The organism is Mesorhizobium mediterraneum (assembly GCF_002284565.1).
In the GTDB taxonomy this organism is placed as follows: domain Bacteria; phylum Pseudomonadota; class Alphaproteobacteria; order Rhizobiales; family Rhizobiaceae; genus Mesorhizobium; species Mesorhizobium mediterraneum.
The window spans coordinates 31,872-48,771 of sequence record NZ_NPKI01000015.1; the positions used below are offsets into that span (position 1 = coordinate 31,872).

Consider the following 16,900-nt stretch of genomic DNA (forward strand, 5'->3'; position numbering starts at 1 on the left):
GTCGGACCGGCACAAAAATCAGGGACCCTGAATTTGCAAGCCAATGCATTCGACCCGCCAGAGGGCTCTCTCCGCAGATCGGTCGGACGCGGCGCTATCATCACGGCTTTGGCGCAATCGGTGCGGGTTGCGACGCAGATCGTCTCCGTCATCGTGCTGTCGCGCCTGCTGTCGCCGCAGGACTTCGGTGTGGTGGCGATGTGCGCACCGGTGCTTGCCTTCATCGCGCTGTTCCAGGATTTCGGCCTGACCCAGGCCACGATCCAGAAAAGCGGGATAAGGCATGAGGAGATCAACTACCTCTTCTGGGTCAATGTCGCGGTCAGCACGTTGCTCGCTTGCGTGCTTGCCGGCTCGGCGCCGCTGGTCGCCGCTTTTTACGGCGAGCCGCGGGTGGCCGGTCTGGTGGCAGCGCTTGGGCTGCAGATCATAGCCTATGGGCTGGGCGCCCAGCATCTGGCGCTGCTGACACGCCGCATGCAGTTCGGCCGCCTGGCCATCATCGACGTCGCAAGTGCCGTCGCCGGCCTCGTCGTATCGATCGCCTGGACTTTCATCGACCGTTCCTACTGGGCACTTTTTGCCGGCACGCTGACAACAGCCGTGCTGCCCACACTTTGCTTCTGGGCAAACTCGCGATGGCGCCCCAGCCTGCCGCGCAAGGTCGATGGCATCAGCGACCTGATCAATTTCGGCGCCGGCATCACCGGGTTCAATTTCACCAATTTCTTTGCCCGCAATCTCGACAATGTGCTGATCGGAAAATATTGGGGCGAAGCGCAGCTTGGGCTTTATGACCGGGCCTACAAGCTGCTTCTGTTTCCGTTGAGCCAGATCACCAATCCGCTGTCGAAGGTCATGGTGCCGGCTCTTTCCAGGCTGAAGGACGAGCCGGACCGCTACCGCAGCGCCTATCTTCGCGTCATGCCGCTGATCTTGCTGGTTGCACTTCCCGGTGTCGCCTTCGCCACCGCCATGTCCGACCTGCTGATACCGTTTGTGCTCGGCGAGCAGTGGCGGCAGAGTTCCAACATCTTCCTGGCGCTCGGTTTTGCCGGGCTGCTGCAGCCGCTCAACAACCCGGCGGGTTGGCTTTTCATCAGCCAGGGTCGCTCGGGCGATTTCATGCGCTGGGGCATCATAGCGGCCGTGACGTCGGTGCTGGCCTTCCTGGTCGGCCTGCCTTATGGCGCGTTGGGGGTGGCGATCGCCTATGCGATCAGCGAGTATCTCAAAACACCTTTCCTGTGGCTGTATATCGGCAAGACCGGGCCGCTGCGGGCAAGCCACATGCTTCGCGCGGCAACGCCCTTCGTGCTTGGCGCGCATCTGGCGCTTGCCGCGATCTGGTTTGCCAAGCCGCTGCTGCCGCAACAGCACATCGTCGCCATGGCGAGCGCGGTTGTGCTGTCCTACATGATCACCATCGTGACCGCGCTGGCGTTTGCGTCCGGCCGCGAAGCATTGCGGGAGGCTCTGAAACTCCTGCCGGCACGGGCGCCCGCGGCAGCACCAAGCGAGGCGAAGTAACTTGCACGGACATCCATACGAGAAGCAGGTCTGATCCCATGCACTACCGATCGATCTCCGACATGAACGATGCGATTGTCAGGAACCTTCACCGGTTGCCGCGCGACATCGACCTGGTGGTCGGCGTTCCCCGAAGCGGGATTCTCGCCGCCACACTGCTCAGCCTGACGGCGAACATCCCGATGACCGATCTGGACAGCTTCCTGGCCGGAAAGATCTATACTTCGGGGGTCACCAAACGCCGCGCCGCGCTCGACCGGCAGGCCTCCGACATGCGCAAGGTTCTGGTGATCGACGACAGCGTCAGCGGCGGTGCCGCGATGCGCGAGGCGCGCAGCCGGGTAGAGGCCGCCGGCATCAAGGCGGACTTCATCTTTGCCGCGGTGTTCGGCCTGCTGCCTCAGCACGAGGAAACTGACGTCGTCCTGGAAGTCGTGCCGCATCCAAGGATGTTCCAATGGAACTTCATGCACCACAAATTCCTCGCGCAATGCTGCGTCGACATTGACGGCGTGCTCTGCCTGGACCCGACCGAAGCCGAAAACGACGACGGCCCGGCCTATGAGAAATTCCTGAGCGAAGCACTGCCTCTGTTTGGCCCGACCCGCAAGATCGGCTGGCTCGTCACCAGCCGGCTCGAGAAATACCGCGCGCTTACCGAAGCATGGCTCGCAAAGCATGGCATCGCATACGACAGACTGATCATGCTTGACCTGCCGAGCAAGGCGGAACGGCAACGGCTTGGCGTGCATGGCAGTTTCAAAGCCGATTTCTACCGCAAATCCGACGCCATCCTGTTCATCGAGAGCGAGCACCAGCAGGCCCTCAAGATCGCCAAGCTTTCCGGCAAACCGGTGCTGTGCGTCGAAACGCATCTGGTAACTTATCCCGATACGCTGTCGCTTCCGGCACTAGGACAGACGGCACGCAACCTTCCCAGCAGATTGCGGGGGATCAGTTCGCCTGACGGGCGCAAGACGGCAATCAAGACCGTGGCGCGCACACTGCTCGGCGAACGCGGCTACGAGACGCTCAAGAGCCGGATCAAAAGACCTGCTTGAATCCGATTCAGAACTTAGGCGGCCTGCCGCGAAGGCTGCCGTGCCGCCCTGTCGAGCATCGAGAAGAAGGTCGCGAACTGACCAGCCGGATCGAGTTCCGGTCGCTCGGAGAATGCACGTGCCGCCGTTGAAAGCCGCCCATATTCCTGGCTGTCGGTCCACAGACGCCTGACCACTGCCACCCAATCGGCGAGCGGGGCGTCGTAATCCAGCACCACGCCACCGGAGCCGATCGCTTCGGGCAGGCCGCCACGACGCGAGCCGACGACGGGAATGCCGCTGCAATGGGCTTCCGACGCCACCCGGCCCCAGGCCTCTTCCCACTTGCTGGGGGCGAGCAGGATTTTCGTGCGGCCATAAACGGTTTTCATGTCGCTGGTCCGGCTCTCCAGCGTGACGTTGCCGAGCGGCGCGATCGTCTGCTCGATCCGGGCCCGATGATCGTCGTCAAGCTTCCAGCTTTCAACGAATAGGAACGGGATTTCGGAGCAGGCGGCGGCAACGCGCACCGCAAGCTCGAAGCCTTTTTCCTCATAGGGATTTATCAGCGTGACAAATTCGCCTGTCGTCGGCGTGCTGTAGAGTGCGGGATTGATGGTCGGCGGTATAACCGTCGAATCGATATCGAATTTTGCCTTGTAGGTGCGCGCCGTGAATTCGGAATTGGCGATGTAAAGCGCCGAATGCAGCTCGCGCAGATCGCCGCCCAATTCGTGGAACTCGACGTTTCTGAGATAGACGACCAGCGGCACGCCTTCGGCCTGCAGCGCCTTGCCGATCGGAACCGACTTGTGGCACTGGACCACGGCGACATCCGGCCTCAGCTTTTCGACGGCAAAACCCGCCGCCTCCCAGGGAAACCAGGCCCGCACGACCGGATAGCCCGGATAGCTGTCGATGACCGCGCGCTGTCTCAGAAGCTTCATCTTGGCGCGCGCCTTGTAGCCGAAAACGCCTTGGCCAAACAGGGCGGCGAGCACCGACGCCTCATGCCCGTGCTCGAGCAACTGCTCGGCAAGATGATGGGTGCTGGACTGGACACCGCCGCTGAACTGGGGCGTGTAACCGTTGCCGCCTGCAAAAAGCACTTTCATGGTTTCGGCTCCTTGTCGCATTCTCAAGTTTACGAGCGATGACGCATTGCTTGTTAACGCATGGCTTGTTCACGCGTGATGGCTTGCGACCCGCTTTCAGGCATCCTGTTGCATCTCTAAATTGGCGAACGGATTGGTGCATGGCTGCCATCCGGTGAATCGGATCGGATCGGTTGGCGAACTGCGCCGGGCATAGTCGGTCAGCATATGGAACTCGGCAATAACCCAGCGGTCGAAATGGCTCAGATCTTCTTTTTTCTGGTCGGGGAGAAACCGGCGTGCGGCGCCCAATTTCAGCTCTTCAAGCAGAGTGACCGCATCGCCCAGCTTTTTGTTTGGAAATATCCAGGGGTTCCGCTTCTGGAATTCCAGGACGAACTGCTGCAGATGTTCGATGCGCATGTTCAGCCTGCCGAAATATCTTTCGAGCGTGACGCGCACCAGGTCCTCGTCCGAAAGCGAGGAAACGGCGGCATAGGCGATGCCGGTCGAAGCAACTCCGCCAGCCATGATGGCCAGTGCCGCGCGCCGCGAAACCTTGATCATCCGGCCATTTCCTTTCCCGCTATCCGGCTCGCCGCCCGCAAGGAGAGGGCTGCCGCGGTCAGGCTCGGGTTGGCACAGGAACAGCTTGGATATGTGCTCGAGCCGACGACGACCAGGTTCCTGAGCTGATGGTGGATCATGTCCCGGTCGACCACCGAATCCGCCGGGCTCAAGCCCATCCTCAACGTGCCCTGGACGTGCGACTCGGTCGGCCGGATGCCGCGATCGAAAATCTCTTCGACCGGCAGCGGGGCCAGAAGCGCCGGCAGTTTCTCCTTTGCCCACGCCATGCCCTTGACGGCATAGTCGGATGCCCCCTTGAAACTGACGAAGGCGTTTTCATCCTCGTCGAGGATGACGAGATTTTCCGGCTCGAGCAGGTTTTCGGTGACAATGATGAGGGGAAGCGTCTGACGGATACGCCCCTTTTCGGGGCGCATCCCGTGCTGCCAGCGGTTTTCGAAATAGACCAGCGCCGCCGCATGCTGCGATCTGTGGGCGCCGTCATAAAGGCCGAAATTCAAGCCGGTGGTGATGGTGCTGCCATCGAAATTGTCGACACCGTCGAGATAGGCTTCGAAATTCCATCCGTAGGATTCGTGCAGGCCACGCCCGACGAATTCGCCCGACAGGCCGGATCGCAACATGATCGCAGGGCTCTGGATGGCATTGGCGCCCAGAATAAAAAGATCGCCGCTGACCGAATATTCCTTGCCGTCCTGCACGAACACGACCGAACGGACCGATCCGCCGACGTGATCGAGGCGGCGCACTTCCGCGCCAAGGCAGACCGAAACGTCGGGATGCTCGAAGACGTGCATCAGGCCATTGTTGGCGGTGAATTTCGCGTCGACCGGGCATAAGCCGCATCGCAAATTGGCGCAGCACGAAGACCGCTGCGCGGTCGGCACGCGCGCCCTGGCTGTCGGCACGACAAAGTGCTGGTCCGGCTGCGCCGCTTTCATCATCCGGTCCGGCGTCGACATGTGATGCGGTGGTTGTGGAAACGGCCTGGAACGCGGCATCATCGCCGCCATGTCGGGGTCGCCTGAAATCGACATGACGTCCTCTGCATCGCAGTAGAACGGCTCGAGCTCGTCATAGCTGATCGGCCAGTCGTTGCCGATGCCGTAGAGGCTTTTCAGCCTGAAGTCGTTCGGATGAAAGCGCGGCGTCTGCGCGAACCAGCAATTCGTTCCGCCACCCAATCCGATCGTGTAGTTCCACGGCTTATCGGAGTTGGTCTTGTAGGTTGTCTCTTCGTCGATGTCTGTGTTGACGTTCTGGTCGAGCTGCCATTCATGCGTGTTGTGCCGGCCCCATTCCAGAACCAGAATGCGAGCCTTTCGCTGCTTCGCGAACGCATGCAGGAAGAACGCCGAACCGAAACCGGAACCGATGGCGACAAGATCGAAATGTTCGTTGGCGATCTGTTCCGGCCTGACGCCCAGCACCATCAGATAAAACCCTTTGTTGAAACGAGCGCGTTCATCAAAGCCTTCGTAACCGTCCTTGGTGTGCGAGCCAATCTTGCCATAGGCCTTTCCCGAATGGGCCTCACGCCGCCATCCTGCCGATCGAGTGGTATTCGATGCCGTGGCGGGCAATGACCTTCGGGTCGTAGAGGTTTCGGCCGTCGAAGATGATCGGCGTGGTCAACGCATCCTTCACCGCGTCGAAAGAAGGCGCGCGGAAGCTCTTCCACTCGGTGGCGATCAGGAGTGCGTCGGCGCCACGCAGCGCTGCCTCCTTGGTCCCGCACAAGAGGAGATCCTCGCGCAGCCCGTAGATGGCCTGGCATTCCTGCATCGCCTCGGGATCGTAGGCCTGCACTTTGGCACCGGCCTTCCACAGCGCTTCCATCAGGACACGCGCCGGCGCCTCGCGCATGTCGTCGGTGTCGGGTTTGAAGGCTAAGCCCCAAAGCGCAAAGGTCTTGCCCTTCAGATTGCCCTCGAAGTACCGGTTCACCTTGTCGAACAGGACCGACTTCTGCTCGTTGTTGCGCTCCTCGACCGCGCGCAGCAGCTTGGCATCGAACTTGACGCCTTCCGCCGCTTTGATCAGGGCGCGCACATCCTTGGGGAAGCACGAGCCGCCATAGCCGAGGCCTGGATAGATGAAGTGGTAGCCGATGCGCGGATCGCTGCCGATGCCCTTGCGGACCTCCTCGATGTCGGCGCCCAGTTCCTCGGCCAGATTGGCCATTTCGTTCATGAAGCTGATCTTGGTCGCCAGCATGCAATTGGCGGCGTATTTGGTGAATTCGGCGCTGCGCACATCCATCACGATCATCTTCTCGTGGTTGCGGTTGAACGGGGCATAAAGTTCACGCATCACCGCCTCGGTGCTTTCGCTGCTGGTGCCGACGATGATGCGATCGGGCTTCGTGCAGTCGGCCACCGCTGAGCCTTCCTTGAGGAATTCCGGATTGGAGGCCACGTCGAAAGCCAGATCCTCGCGACCCCGCGCCTTCAGCGTGGCGGCGATCCTGGCTTTTATCTTTTCGCAGGTGCCGACCGGCACGGTCGATTTGCCGACGACGATCTTGGGCGCGTCCATCTCCCGGCCGATGGCCTCGGCGACTGCCAGCACATATTTGAGGTCGGCCGAACCATCCTCTCCGGGAGGCGTGCCGACGGCGATCATCTGGATCTCGCCATGCTTGACCGCGGCGGCGGCGTCGGTGGTGAACTTGATGCGGCCGGCCGCGTGGTTCTCCTTGACGAGGTTTTCGAGTCCGGGCTCGAAAATCGGGATGAGGCCCTGATTGAGCCGCTCGACTTTTTTCACGTCGATGTCGACGCACACCACCTGGTGTCCGACTTCGGCAAGCACCGCCGCCTGCACCAGACCGACATAGCCAATTCCAAAGACCGTCAAATTCATTTGGTTTCATCCCTGTTCAAGGCTTCGGAGCGCTTTCGGTCCGGCCGGTTCAGATTAGCCTTCACTTTATGCTGCATGCCAGCGATTCCGGAAACTGGCATGGCTGGCCGAGCGCCGTGAAGGCGACGCGGTCCACTTGCATGGTGAGCTTGCGCCCCGGATCCGAAAACGGGCCTAGCCAGCCCTTCATCGTGTCGCTGCCCCAGAGGCTGAAGAATATCTTTTGCGCATGGCTGGGCAGCTTTGCCGGATCGGTGATCGTGTTCACCAGCTGGCCATTGACGTACCAGCGCAGCCGGTCCTTCTCCCAGACGAAGGCGTAGTCATTGAAAGCCTTGTCGGTGCCGCCCGCTACATCCACCAATTTCTCGTTGTTGCCCTTGCCGGCTATGTAGGCGTTGACCTGCACCTTGGAGGTGTCCTTGGTCAGCACCTCGAAGTCGATTTCATCCCATGGCTGCTTGTCGGAGGGGCCGATGTAGGAAAAGAAGGCGGCGTTGATGCCGGAGCCGGCATCGGTTTTCATCCGTGCCTCATAGGTGCCATAGCCGAAGCGCTGCTTGGTCTGGATCTCGCCGCAGGCAAAATCGCGATCCTTCAGCTTCCGCTTTTCGAAGCCGAGCGTCAGCATGCCGTCGGAAAGCTCGACCTGGCTTTTGGACCAGGTGCAGTTCTGATGGCTGCCGTTCGTCCAGCCGTCGGCAACGTACCAGCGCGCACGGTCGAAGCTGGTGAAATCATCGACGAACGATGGCGCAGTCGGGATATCCTGCGAACGGGAAGGGGTCGGGCCTGCAACCAGGCTGCCGAGCGCGACCAGCAGAAACGCGCCGCCAGAGCATAGCTGCCTCAGGTTCACTTGCCTGATCGAGCGCGTGAGCGGGCTGCCGCCGGTTGCTGGGGTGGACGTGCTTTTCGGATCCGCGTTCATACCAAACTCACCTTTGTGCTGTGTGCCCCCAACCCAAAGTCGACGTTCGAACCATGACGAAACGAGCTGATCTTGACCTTCTCCCGGCACCTTCCTTGTGCTGCCTCTTTGTTGACCTGTGGCACTAAACCTCTTGCCTGCGGCGCCACCCAGAACTTTGAAGTTCACCCCGTGCCGGCGGCCGGCTTGGCGAAATCAGCCTTGGTGGTCGAGCCACGCTGACCGCTTTCATCGAAGATTGCATCCAGCGAATGACGGAGATCCTTCATCAATTCGTTTTGCCGCGCGAGCGCCGCGATGCGCTGCTCGCAATTCAGGATCGACTTCGTCAGTTCGCTGACTTCGGCGGATCTGCTGGAGGAGGCCGCTCCATTTTCCATCGCCTCGACCAGAAAGGCCGCGTTGGTGGCCTTTGTCCGGTAGCGATTCTCAAGTCCGTTTTTCTCCGCCTCGACCTCGGCTGCGATCTGGTCAAGCAGCTTTGCCAGGCGGTCAAGGCGCGAGATGTCGGTCTGCCTGTCTCGAGCCGGATCCCTTGATCTGAAGCCGAATATCGAGGCCATGCGCTCAGTCTCCTGTCATAGCCGGCCTATGGCAATCCCGTGCCCATCCAGGCCGAAAAAATCTTGTCGCATCGTCCAGCTCCTCTGACAGGGGACATTTTCGGGCCGATTCAAACGGCCAAGCAAAATTGCTGCACCGCAACATACATGCCATCCCCAGAGCGAGTAGGCAACCACCTAATGCATGTTGCGCAAAAGTGCGCAGCGGTTTTGCGACAACGACATGCATAAGAACAAGAACTAAAGCGCGTCGCATGAATCTCATCAAACGCGACGCGCTTTAGTGTGGCGAATCGGAAATTCGCTTCACGTTGGAGCGGGGTAAGGACCTGTTGACATGATCGGCATGGCGCCGCTCGCGGACAAGCTCAAGTCTCGCCGAGCGGGCTGGTTGCGGCCATGAGAAAGCGCAGCGGCGGCACAGGCTGCTTCGAGGCAAAGCCGGCGCGGCGAAACAGCGCATCCAGCTTGTCGGCTGCCACGCCGCGAACGATGGGGATGAGGTTGGATTGGCTGGCCAGGGCGTAGGCCGCGGCCGACGTCAGCCCCCGCTCGTTCTTCACGTCGAGGAAGTTCCGCAACCGGTATTTGTCGCGCACCTGCCGTTCGTGCCTTCTGAGCACCGCCTTAGAGCCTTCCGGCAAACTGTCGATCGCCAGCAGCGCCAGATCCGCGTCGGCCAGACGCTTGAGATCCTGCGTCTTATGTTGGCCGCTCAGCGAATCAGCGCGAACGATGGCGCCATAGCCGCAGGACCTGATGACCTTGAAGCGTGCCCCGCAAGCAACCGCGCGCGCGTAGAGCTCATAGTCTTCGCCCAGCCGCAGGTTTTCGTCATAGCGCAGCCCATGCCGGTCGAGAAAAGCGCGGCTGATCACCGGTTTGAGGAAGCCCAGCTCACCTCTCTGCACACGGCGACTGGAGATGTTGCCTTCGATGAAACGCTCGAAATCGAGAAATTCCGGGTCGGCTGAGAATTGCGGAGCGGCGATTTTCGAGACATCGGTCGCCGCATCGTCCCTGATCATCATGATGTTGTCGGCAGCGAAATCCCAATCGGCGCTGGCGAACAACTCGCGATATCTGCCCTCGAGAAAAAAATCATCGGCGTCCAGAATACTGATGAACGGTGACTTGGAGCTGGCGATCGCGGCGTTGCGAGCGAAGGAAGGACCGCCGTTGACGTCGAGCCGGATTACAGAAAGCCTGCCGCTGCCATCGTCGGCTGCCCGAGCGACTTTCGCGGTATCGTCGGTGGAAGCGTCGTCGACGACGACGACTTCCGCCACCTCCGGCTCGCGCAACGCCGATGCGATGGCAACCGGGATTGTCCGCGCCGCGTTGCGGGCAGCGATGATCACGCAGACCTCGGGTTTTGTCATCAATTCGTCTCTCGACTGCAAAGGTGGCTCCGAATTTCTTGCCGCCCCCCGTTGAATGTCCGATGCAACTCTCGTCGTCACCGACTGTCCGGCTGTTCGAAAGAGCGTCAGCCGGCGCTTATGCTGCAAGTGCGAAGCAAAGCATCGCCAAAATCATTCGCTCCGTCCAGTCTTTCCTTTCGGTGTCGTCATGGCGCAAATCGATGGCGATGTAATGCCAGCGGCTCGACGCGCCGCTTCGCAAACCGTCCCTGCCATTCTGGATAGAGCCGTCAGCGCACTCGAATCGCTGGTCACCAAGGCGATCGACGGGCTGCGGCGCGATGACGACCCTGACCGTCGATCTTCGCTTTCGCCGACCAGGTGGTCGCGATGGAAAACGGCCGCATCGTCAAGGTCAGGCAAAATCAGATAGTGAATCAGCGGATCAGAGGCTGATGGAAAAATCCGGAGGTCAGTTGTCCAGGATGCTGTAAGGCGAGCAGTCCGACAGGAACCCAACCGACGCGACCTGACGTTGGGTCAGTGAAGGCTTCTCCTGGCACTGAACTTCTCGCCATCGGCCGTCTCGGTCGAACTCAGCTTTCGTTCGGCATCGCGAATCTTATCAGCCGATGTCGGCGTGTTTCTGGCAACCATGACGAAAACCAGCAAAAAGTAGCCCAGCTGAATGACGATGGCGCAAGCCATAGCGCGAAAAAGCGTCGTGCCGAGCGAAGCGCCGCCCAGATGAGACCAGGCGACCACGATCGCCAGAGCGAAAATCATGCCGACAATGAATTTTGGTAGCGACATACCCGACAGCCCGTCAACCTGCTCGGGCAAAAATCGATGATTGACCCACCCCGAGCCTCCCTTCGCCATTACGAGCTCGTTGAGGCGGCCCGTTTTTTGGCCGGTTGCTTTCGGCCTTTCCCACGCTGTTCCATACTCTGACAGAAACAATTTGCAACTCTATTAAGGTGTGCAATAGCGGGCAAGGCCAACCACAAATAATTTTGGATGCGTTCGCGGGATCGACTCTGCCATGTTGCGATGCACACGTCTGCATCATGGCCAATCACCGGATATGGAACCCCTCCAGTAAGACCCATAATATTAATTAGTATTTTACTCTAAAATCTCTATATGTCTCGGAAGCTAAAGCACGATTATGTTCCATGACGCGGTACAAAGAGCGATTCGCCTAAAATCAGCCTCAAAAAGGCACTAGATTTTTCAAAGTTGCCCATAATCTGTCACGAACGTGCCATAAAGATCAAAATTTGTGCAGGATCGGTTTATTATTTAGTCAATTCATGACGTGATTATTTCAAGCGATCGAGAAATTGTGTGTTGCGATGCAGCATTTTTTTGATATTGTGGGCGAAACCATCCGTTCAACGTATGGAGTTTACGCATGAGGGACGTAGCCAAGTCGGCCGATGCGGATTTTTCGCAGGCCGGCATCGATTTTCCACCAATCGGCGGCCTGCTAAAACGCAGCTTCGATATTGCCGGTTCACTGATTGGCCTGGTGGCTCTCAGTCCGCTGTTTGTTATGGTCGCGCTGCTTGTCAAGTTTTCCGACGGCGGGCCGATTTTCTACGGTCACAGCCGGATCGGTCGGGGAGGACGGATTTTCCCGTGCCTCAAGTTTCGCACCATGGTTCAGGATGGTGAACGGGTGCTGGCAGCATATCTTGCCGCCAATCCGGACGCCAATGCCGAATGGACAGCGACCCGCAAGCTCAAGAACGATCCGCGCGTCACGCGCGTCGGGGCCGTGCTGAGGAAGCTCAGCCTAGATGAACTGCCGCAGATCATCAACATCCTTCAGGGTGACATGAGCCTTGTCGGTCCTCGCCCCGTCGTGCGCGACGAGCTCGAAATCTATGGCAGTTCGGCTGTCTATTACCTGAAATCGCGCCCCGGCCTGACCGGGCTCTGGCAGGTCAGCGGCCGCAACGACGTTTCCTACGACAGCCGCGTCGCGTTCGATCGCCACTATGTTGAAAACTGGTCGCTATTCGAGGACATTCGCATCATCATCAAGACCGTGCCTGCGGTCTGGATGTCGCGGGGCTGCTACTGACCCGGCCGGGAGCCGGTGAGTGACGGTCCAGACGCCAAGCATTCTGCAGCAAGCTTCATCGGGCGGGGCCAAAGCGGATCGGAAAAAGCTCAGTTGAAAACAAACATCTTCGGAATCTCCTGCGCCGGCACTGTCAGCAATCACAAGCGACGGATGCGGCTTATGACTGCTTGCCTCGCGCTGACGCTCGCCGTTCCCCAACTCGCCACCGCCGACGAGTACCGCCTGGGATCGCAGGACAAGCTGACCATCCGCGTGGCCGAATGGCAGACCGTTGAAGGCACGTTCCGCGACTGGACGGCCGTCAACGGAGAGTACACGGTCGGTCCTGCCGGAACATTGTCCGTGCCGTTCGTCGGCGAAATGCCGGCATCCGGCAAGACCACGTCCGAGGTCGCGGCAGCGATCGGCCAGGCGCTCCAGCGCAAGCTCGCTCTGGCGGACCGGCCGGAAGCCTCCGTCGAAATGGCGCAGTACAGGCCGTTCTACATTTCCGGGGAGGTCCAGACGCCCGGTCAGTATCCTTACGTGCCGGACCTGACCGTGCTCAGGGCGATGAGCATCGCCGGCGGTGTCAGACGGAGTCCCGAAGGACAGCGGTACGACCGCGACATGATCAATGCCAAGGGCGATTTTGACGTTCTCCAAGACCAACGGGTCCGGCTGATCGTCAGGCGCGCGCGCATCGAAGCGGAGATAGCGGACAAGTCGACGTTCGACGTGCCGAAGGAGGTGGCCGACGATCCGAAACTGGCAAGCATCGTTGCCGACGAGATGGCGATCCTGACGGCCGATCAAAAGAATCTCAAACTGCGCCTTCAGGCGCTCGATGATTTGAAGACGCTGCTGCAGAGCGAGATTGATTCGCTGCAGAAAAAGATCGTCAACCAGCAGCGGCAGGTCGACCTGGCAAAGGAACAGCTGAGCGGCATCGGCTCGCTGGCGCAAAAGGGCCTTGTCGTCAATACGCGGGTTCTGACTTCGCAACAAACGATCGCCGACCTGGAAGGCCAGATCCTGGATTACGAGACGGCCATCCTCACCGCCAAGCAGTCGATCAGCAAGGCCAATCAGGACGCCATCGATCTGGAAAACACCCAGAATGCGGGCCTCGCCACCGATCGGCAACAGGCAGAAGCCGATCTCAGTCAAACAATGCTCAAGATGAACATGCAAACGGGCCTGATGGCCGAAGCCATGTCGGGGAACCCGGCGTTGCAACGCTATCGCGACGGCGAAGAGCCAACAATGTCGTTTGGCCTGGTTCGGGTGGTCGACGGAAAGAGCAGCGAAATCGCCGCCAGCGAAGACACGCCCGTGCTGCCCGGGGACGTGATCAAGGTGAAGTTGGCGCCAATGGCTAGCCAATAGGCCGTTTCGAGCAATCGAATACCCCGACGTCAGCTGACGCTCAAAGGGAGCGTCACGCCAAGGCCGTCCGCATAGATGCACGCTCCTCGGCGAGGAGCGGCTATCCGCGGGGGAAGCGTAGTGAATATCTATCGTGCTAGAAGGTATATTAAAGGCACAATCATTACATTCATTTGGGTAATGAGGGGTATCGAAATATCCGATCGAGTCTCGGTGCTTGGAGTCTCGCCTCATATAGCAGGAAAAGGCAATTTTAGATTTGGCTCTCGCGTTTCGTTTCGAGGGCTGGGGTCACGTTCCTGGTTTCATGCACGCCGGAACGCAAGCCTGTCAATTGGCTCTAAATCTTTTATAAACAGCGGAGTCATGATCGACGCATCAGTCGCAGTAAGCATCGGAAAAAGATGCCTTATTGGCGATTCGGTTGTAATCCAAGACTCAAACTATCATGAGGTCGAAGATGGTGCCGGTGTTAAAGCGAAAGCTGTCCTAATTGGTGATAATGTTTGGATAGGCCGAAATTCAATAATCCTACCTGGGGTGGAAATCGGGGATCATAGCGTAATTGGAGCCGGCTCTGTGGTCACCAAAAGTGCACCGCCACGAAGCTTGGTTGCAGGAAATCCTGCCCGAATAATTCGCGAAATAGTGGCGCCCCAAGATTATATTCGTTTTTGATCTCATTTTGATAGACGAAAAGCTAGAGCTGTTTGTTTTCGCGCAATTCCGGACGGAAAACCGCTGCACACTTTTCCTGGAATTGCTCTAGGTGACATTTAGCGCTTTGCTTAGCCCCTTGCGGTTTCTGGTTCCGCGAGGTTGGCCGCGGTCCACCGGGGACGGGCGACTAACACCCTCACCAGCTTGAAGTAGCTGTAATACAGGAGGAAGGAGCCCATGATGTAGGGGTTGAGGGTCTCGACCTCGACGAAGGACCGGATGAACAGAAGCACCATCACGCCGGCAAGAATCACAGACTCGGCTTGCCACGTCCTGAATATCAACGCCGATATGTGGCCCCACAGCGTGCGCACGATGATCAGCGAAATCAGCGTCGCCCCGACATAGCCAAGCTCGACGAGGGCTTCGATATAGGTATTGTGGAAGTGGAAGCCGCTTCGGGTTGTGATGTAGAATTCGTTCCAAAGCCGCTCGGCCTCGGCAAAACCCTGCACCCAATAGCCCGCATAGCCGACGCCGAGGATCGGCGCTTGCTGCGCCGCCTCCCAGCCCTGCTCCCAGAGATAAGTCCGTCCGGTGAGCGTGGAATCCTTCCCGAAGACGCCAAGGACGAAATCCAGAAGTCCCGCAAAGGCAACCAGGGTGACCGCGATCAGCCCGCATGTGCCGACCAGGAAAATCACCCGTCGATAGCGGAGCGAAAGCTTCTTGGCCATGGCAAGCAGAGCCACCAGAGCGAGAACTGCCGGTATCGAAGCCATAGAGGTGGCCGAATGCGCAATGACCAGCAGATAGGCCGACAGGGCGATGACGGGCGCCGTCAAGAAAAGGCTTATTCGGCCGCGCCTGAGAAAAGCCAGGAAGACAACGCAGAAGTAGACACCCAGCGATGCGACAAAGCCGATCTGGTTCTTGGAGCTGAATGCGCCGACGAAATTGTACGTCCCGTCGAGAACGTCATAGGAATAACCCCCGACCATGAGCGAATAGAGCAGGACGAGAAAAATCCCGATCAGCGAGCCTATCGTCAACGTTCGGACGCTGACGGTGCGCGCCGCGATGTAGGCGCAGGCGATATGGGAGCAATATTGGACTGCCGTCCTCAACGTGATGCCGGGAGCATCCGACCAGAACACCGACAGGCAGACGTAGATGGCAAACGCCAGCGGGAGCCATGCGCTGGATACATGTCGCAACAGCCGCCGGTAGTCCACCAGGATGAGGGGGAGCCAGACCGCATAATAGGCCAGGATCAGGATCTGGCCGAAGACGGAGGAGTAGGAGAACGCCCAAATGGAGATGGCAACAGCAAATGTACCGTAGACCGTGTTCTTCTCCGGGTCGACCAACAGAGATTTTGGAATCTTCATCTCGGTAGCGGATTCCCGTCCATGCAGTTCAATGCCGATTTGCCGCCGCGCCAAGCGCGGGCGCTTCCGTTGTGCAGTGCAATATAACCCATCCCCCGCAGCCTGTCACCCAAATGAGGCAAAAACAGCCATAAGGATGCCCAAGGCGAGCGGTGAAAGACCGATAGGCCGGGCAAGAACCGAGCGCGCAGCCAGCTGTGGCCGCAAACATTGCCTAACGGCTGAGCATCACCGTCGGCACTGTCAAGAACCATCGCCGCCGCATTTATGAGCGGTTTGGCATCACCACCGCGGAACTGTTTTTCTTCCAGCACCTGACGAAAAATAGCAGCCGGCATTCATTGCATCCGTTGCAATAAATGAGACCCTCCGCGTACCCTATTTCGGGGACAATCAGACCAATGACCGCAGGATAATTGGCAGACGCTGGTCCCCCGATCTGCTGGGTTGGAGCAAACGGATGGACAAACCTCGAATCTTCCTGGGCTCGTCGGGGAAGCAGAAAAAACTGCTGCAGGCGCTGACACGCGGTCTTGAAGACATCGCGCATGTGGAACCCTGGACGACGTCCTTCAATCCTGGGACAACCACCCTGGGGCGCCTCCTCGAGCTTACGCGTGAAGTCGACTTCGCCGCTTTCGTGTTCGCTCAAGACGATTGGACCAGTGTGAGCCAGCCGGCATCGTCTGCGACGGCATCCGCTCAAGCTTCTCCACGAGACAATGTGGTTTTCGAGGCCGGCCTTTTCGGCGGAGTCCTTGGAATGCGCCGGACGTTCATCCTCCATGCCAATGGCTCCAAGCTTCCAAGCGATCTCCTCGGTCTCACCTCCGTAAGGTATGGCGAGGCGACGACCGGCGCGGAGATGAGGGCGATCAACCAAAAGCTTCGGAATGCGATCGAGAATGAAAGTCGTGTCGCCCGGATAGAGGGCCTTTGGTGGCAATTTTCCCTGTCGGAACGGACCGTAAAGGAGCCGTCCGCCGTGAGCCTCTTGCGTATCTCGCGAGACCGCGATGGCGCGCTGGAGCTGACCGGTCGCTCATGGCAAGAGAATGGCAGTCTGTCAGCCAGATACTGGAGCGAAGCGGTAAAGGAGAGAAAGGAGCCTCCCGGCATCTTCTACTTTTGGAATGGAGAACGACCCTTGGACGCGAACGCGTCGCAGTTGTACGGGACAGGAGAGATCCGGCTGGAGTCCGCCGATCGCGCGTCCGGGTACTTCACCACACGAGCCGACACACCGCCAAAACTGAACGCGCGCACCTCCGGTGTCTATCTGCGCGCCGCTCCTGAGGACTTAAGCATCCTGGACGGCCGCGACAATCAGCGGCGTGTGGAGTTGATCGCAGAGCGGCTGAGCCATTGGAAGTCGATCAAGAACGTCTGAACTGCGCGCGTGGGAGAG

The 16,900-nt window shown here is 59.2% G+C and carries 16 protein-coding genes; 6 read left to right on the plus strand and 10 right to left on the minus strand.

The annotated features are described in order from the left end of the window. Positions 1 to 33 precede the first annotated feature (33 nt). Positions 34 to 1,530: a lipopolysaccharide biosynthesis protein gene (locus tag CIT25_RS09555; protein WP_095484308.1), complete on the plus strand. Its 1,497-nt coding sequence runs from the start codon at positions 34 to 36 to the stop codon at positions 1,528 to 1,530. Positions 1,531 to 1,568: 38 nt separating this feature from the next. Beyond that, positions 1,569 to 2,591, plus strand: coding sequence for a phosphoribosyltransferase family protein (locus tag CIT25_RS09560; RefSeq protein ID WP_095484309.1), 1,023 nt, complete (start codon positions 1,569 to 1,571; stop codon positions 2,589 to 2,591). 14 nt (positions 2,592 to 2,605) lie between these two features. On the opposite strand, the gene CIT25_RS09565 is transcribed toward CIT25_RS09560, so the two are convergent. The 8 genes from CIT25_RS09565 to CIT25_RS37440 form a co-directional block, all read right to left on the minus strand. Beyond that, on the minus strand, positions 2,606 to 3,685 hold the full coding sequence (locus tag CIT25_RS09565; protein ID WP_095485042.1) for a glycosyltransferase: 1,080 nt from the start codon (positions 3,683 to 3,685) through the stop codon (positions 2,606 to 2,608). Positions 3,686 to 3,781: 96 nt separating this feature from the next. After that, the gene (locus CIT25_RS09570; protein WP_095484310.1) at positions 3,782 to 4,231 is read right to left on the minus strand and encodes a hypothetical protein; all 450 of its coding nucleotides are present in this window, start codon (positions 4,229 to 4,231) and stop codon (positions 3,782 to 3,784) included. Beyond that, entirely contained in the window at positions 4,228 to 5,688 is a 1,461-nt protein-coding gene (locus tag CIT25_RS09575) for a GMC oxidoreductase (protein ID WP_095485043.1), read from the minus strand. Before CIT25_RS09575 ends, CIT25_RS09570 begins: the two co-directional genes overlap by 4 nt. 100 nt (positions 5,689 to 5,788) lie before the next feature. Then, on the minus strand, positions 5,789 to 7,120 hold the full coding sequence (locus tag CIT25_RS09580; protein WP_095484311.1) for a UDP-glucose dehydrogenase family protein: 1,332 nt from the start codon (positions 7,118 to 7,120) through the stop codon (positions 5,789 to 5,791). Positions 7,121 to 7,181: 61 nt separating this feature from the next. Beyond that, complete coding sequence (exoK, locus tag CIT25_RS09585; RefSeq protein ID WP_095484312.1) at positions 7,182 to 8,051, minus strand: endo-1,3-1,4-beta-glycanase ExoK; 870 nt, start codon at positions 8,049 to 8,051, stop codon at positions 7,182 to 7,184. A 164-nt stretch (positions 8,052 to 8,215) separates the two neighbouring features. Continuing rightward, positions 8,216 to 8,614 carry a single stranded DNA-binding domain-containing protein gene (locus CIT25_RS09590; protein ID WP_095484313.1) on the minus strand — a complete coding sequence of 133 codons (399 nt, stop codon included), beginning with the start codon at positions 8,612 to 8,614 and terminating at the stop codon, positions 8,216 to 8,218. A gap of 368 nt (positions 8,615 to 8,982) precedes the next feature. Further along, positions 8,983 to 9,996 (minus strand): glycosyltransferase family 2 protein, encoded by a 1,014-nt coding sequence (locus tag CIT25_RS09595; RefSeq protein ID WP_095484314.1) that lies wholly within the window; start codon positions 9,994 to 9,996, stop codon positions 8,983 to 8,985. A gap of 522 nt (positions 9,997 to 10,518) precedes the next feature. Next, positions 10,519 to 10,941 (minus strand): hypothetical protein, encoded by a 423-nt coding sequence (locus tag CIT25_RS37440; protein WP_245329815.1) that lies wholly within the window; start codon positions 10,939 to 10,941, stop codon positions 10,519 to 10,521. Positions 10,942 to 11,395: 454 nt separating this feature from the next. On the opposite strand from CIT25_RS37440, the gene CIT25_RS09605 reads away from it, so the two are divergent. The 3 genes from CIT25_RS09605 to CIT25_RS38090 all read left to right on the plus strand — a co-directional run bounded on the left by CIT25_RS09605 (position 11,396) and on the right by CIT25_RS38090 (position 14,119). Beyond that, complete coding sequence (locus CIT25_RS09605; protein WP_095484316.1) at positions 11,396 to 12,070, plus strand: sugar transferase; 675 nt, start codon at positions 11,396 to 11,398, stop codon at positions 12,068 to 12,070. A gap of 162 nt (positions 12,071 to 12,232) precedes the next feature. Then, on the plus strand, positions 12,233 to 13,441 hold the full coding sequence (locus CIT25_RS09610; protein ID WP_095484318.1) for a polysaccharide biosynthesis/export family protein: 1,209 nt from the start codon (positions 12,233 to 12,235) through the stop codon (positions 13,439 to 13,441). A gap of 366 nt (positions 13,442 to 13,807) precedes the next feature. Continuing rightward, positions 13,808 to 14,119, plus strand: a complete 312-nt coding sequence (locus CIT25_RS38090) for an acyltransferase (RefSeq protein ID WP_158302534.1) — start codon at positions 13,808 to 13,810, stop codon at positions 14,117 to 14,119. A gap of 110 nt (positions 14,120 to 14,229) precedes the next feature. Here the strand turns inward: CIT25_RS38090 and CIT25_RS09620 are convergent, their stop codons facing one another. Together CIT25_RS09620 and CIT25_RS36815 are read right to left on the minus strand one after the other, a co-directional pair. Beyond that, the gene (locus tag CIT25_RS09620) at positions 14,230 to 15,492 is read right to left on the minus strand and encodes an O-antigen ligase family protein (protein WP_095484320.1); all 1,263 of its coding nucleotides are present in this window, start codon (positions 15,490 to 15,492) and stop codon (positions 14,230 to 14,232) included. Continuing rightward, on the minus strand, positions 15,489 to 15,830 hold the full coding sequence (locus CIT25_RS36815; protein ID WP_164897573.1) for a hypothetical protein: 342 nt from the start codon (positions 15,828 to 15,830) through the stop codon (positions 15,489 to 15,491). Before CIT25_RS36815 ends, CIT25_RS09620 begins: the two co-directional genes overlap by 4 nt. A 122-nt stretch (positions 15,831 to 15,952) precedes the next feature. On the opposite strand from CIT25_RS36815, the gene CIT25_RS09625 reads away from it, so the two are divergent. After that, on the plus strand, positions 15,953 to 16,882 hold the full coding sequence (locus CIT25_RS09625; RefSeq protein ID WP_095484321.1) for a TIR domain-containing protein: 930 nt from the start codon (positions 15,953 to 15,955) through the stop codon (positions 16,880 to 16,882). Positions 16,883 to 16,900 lie beyond the last annotated feature (18 nt).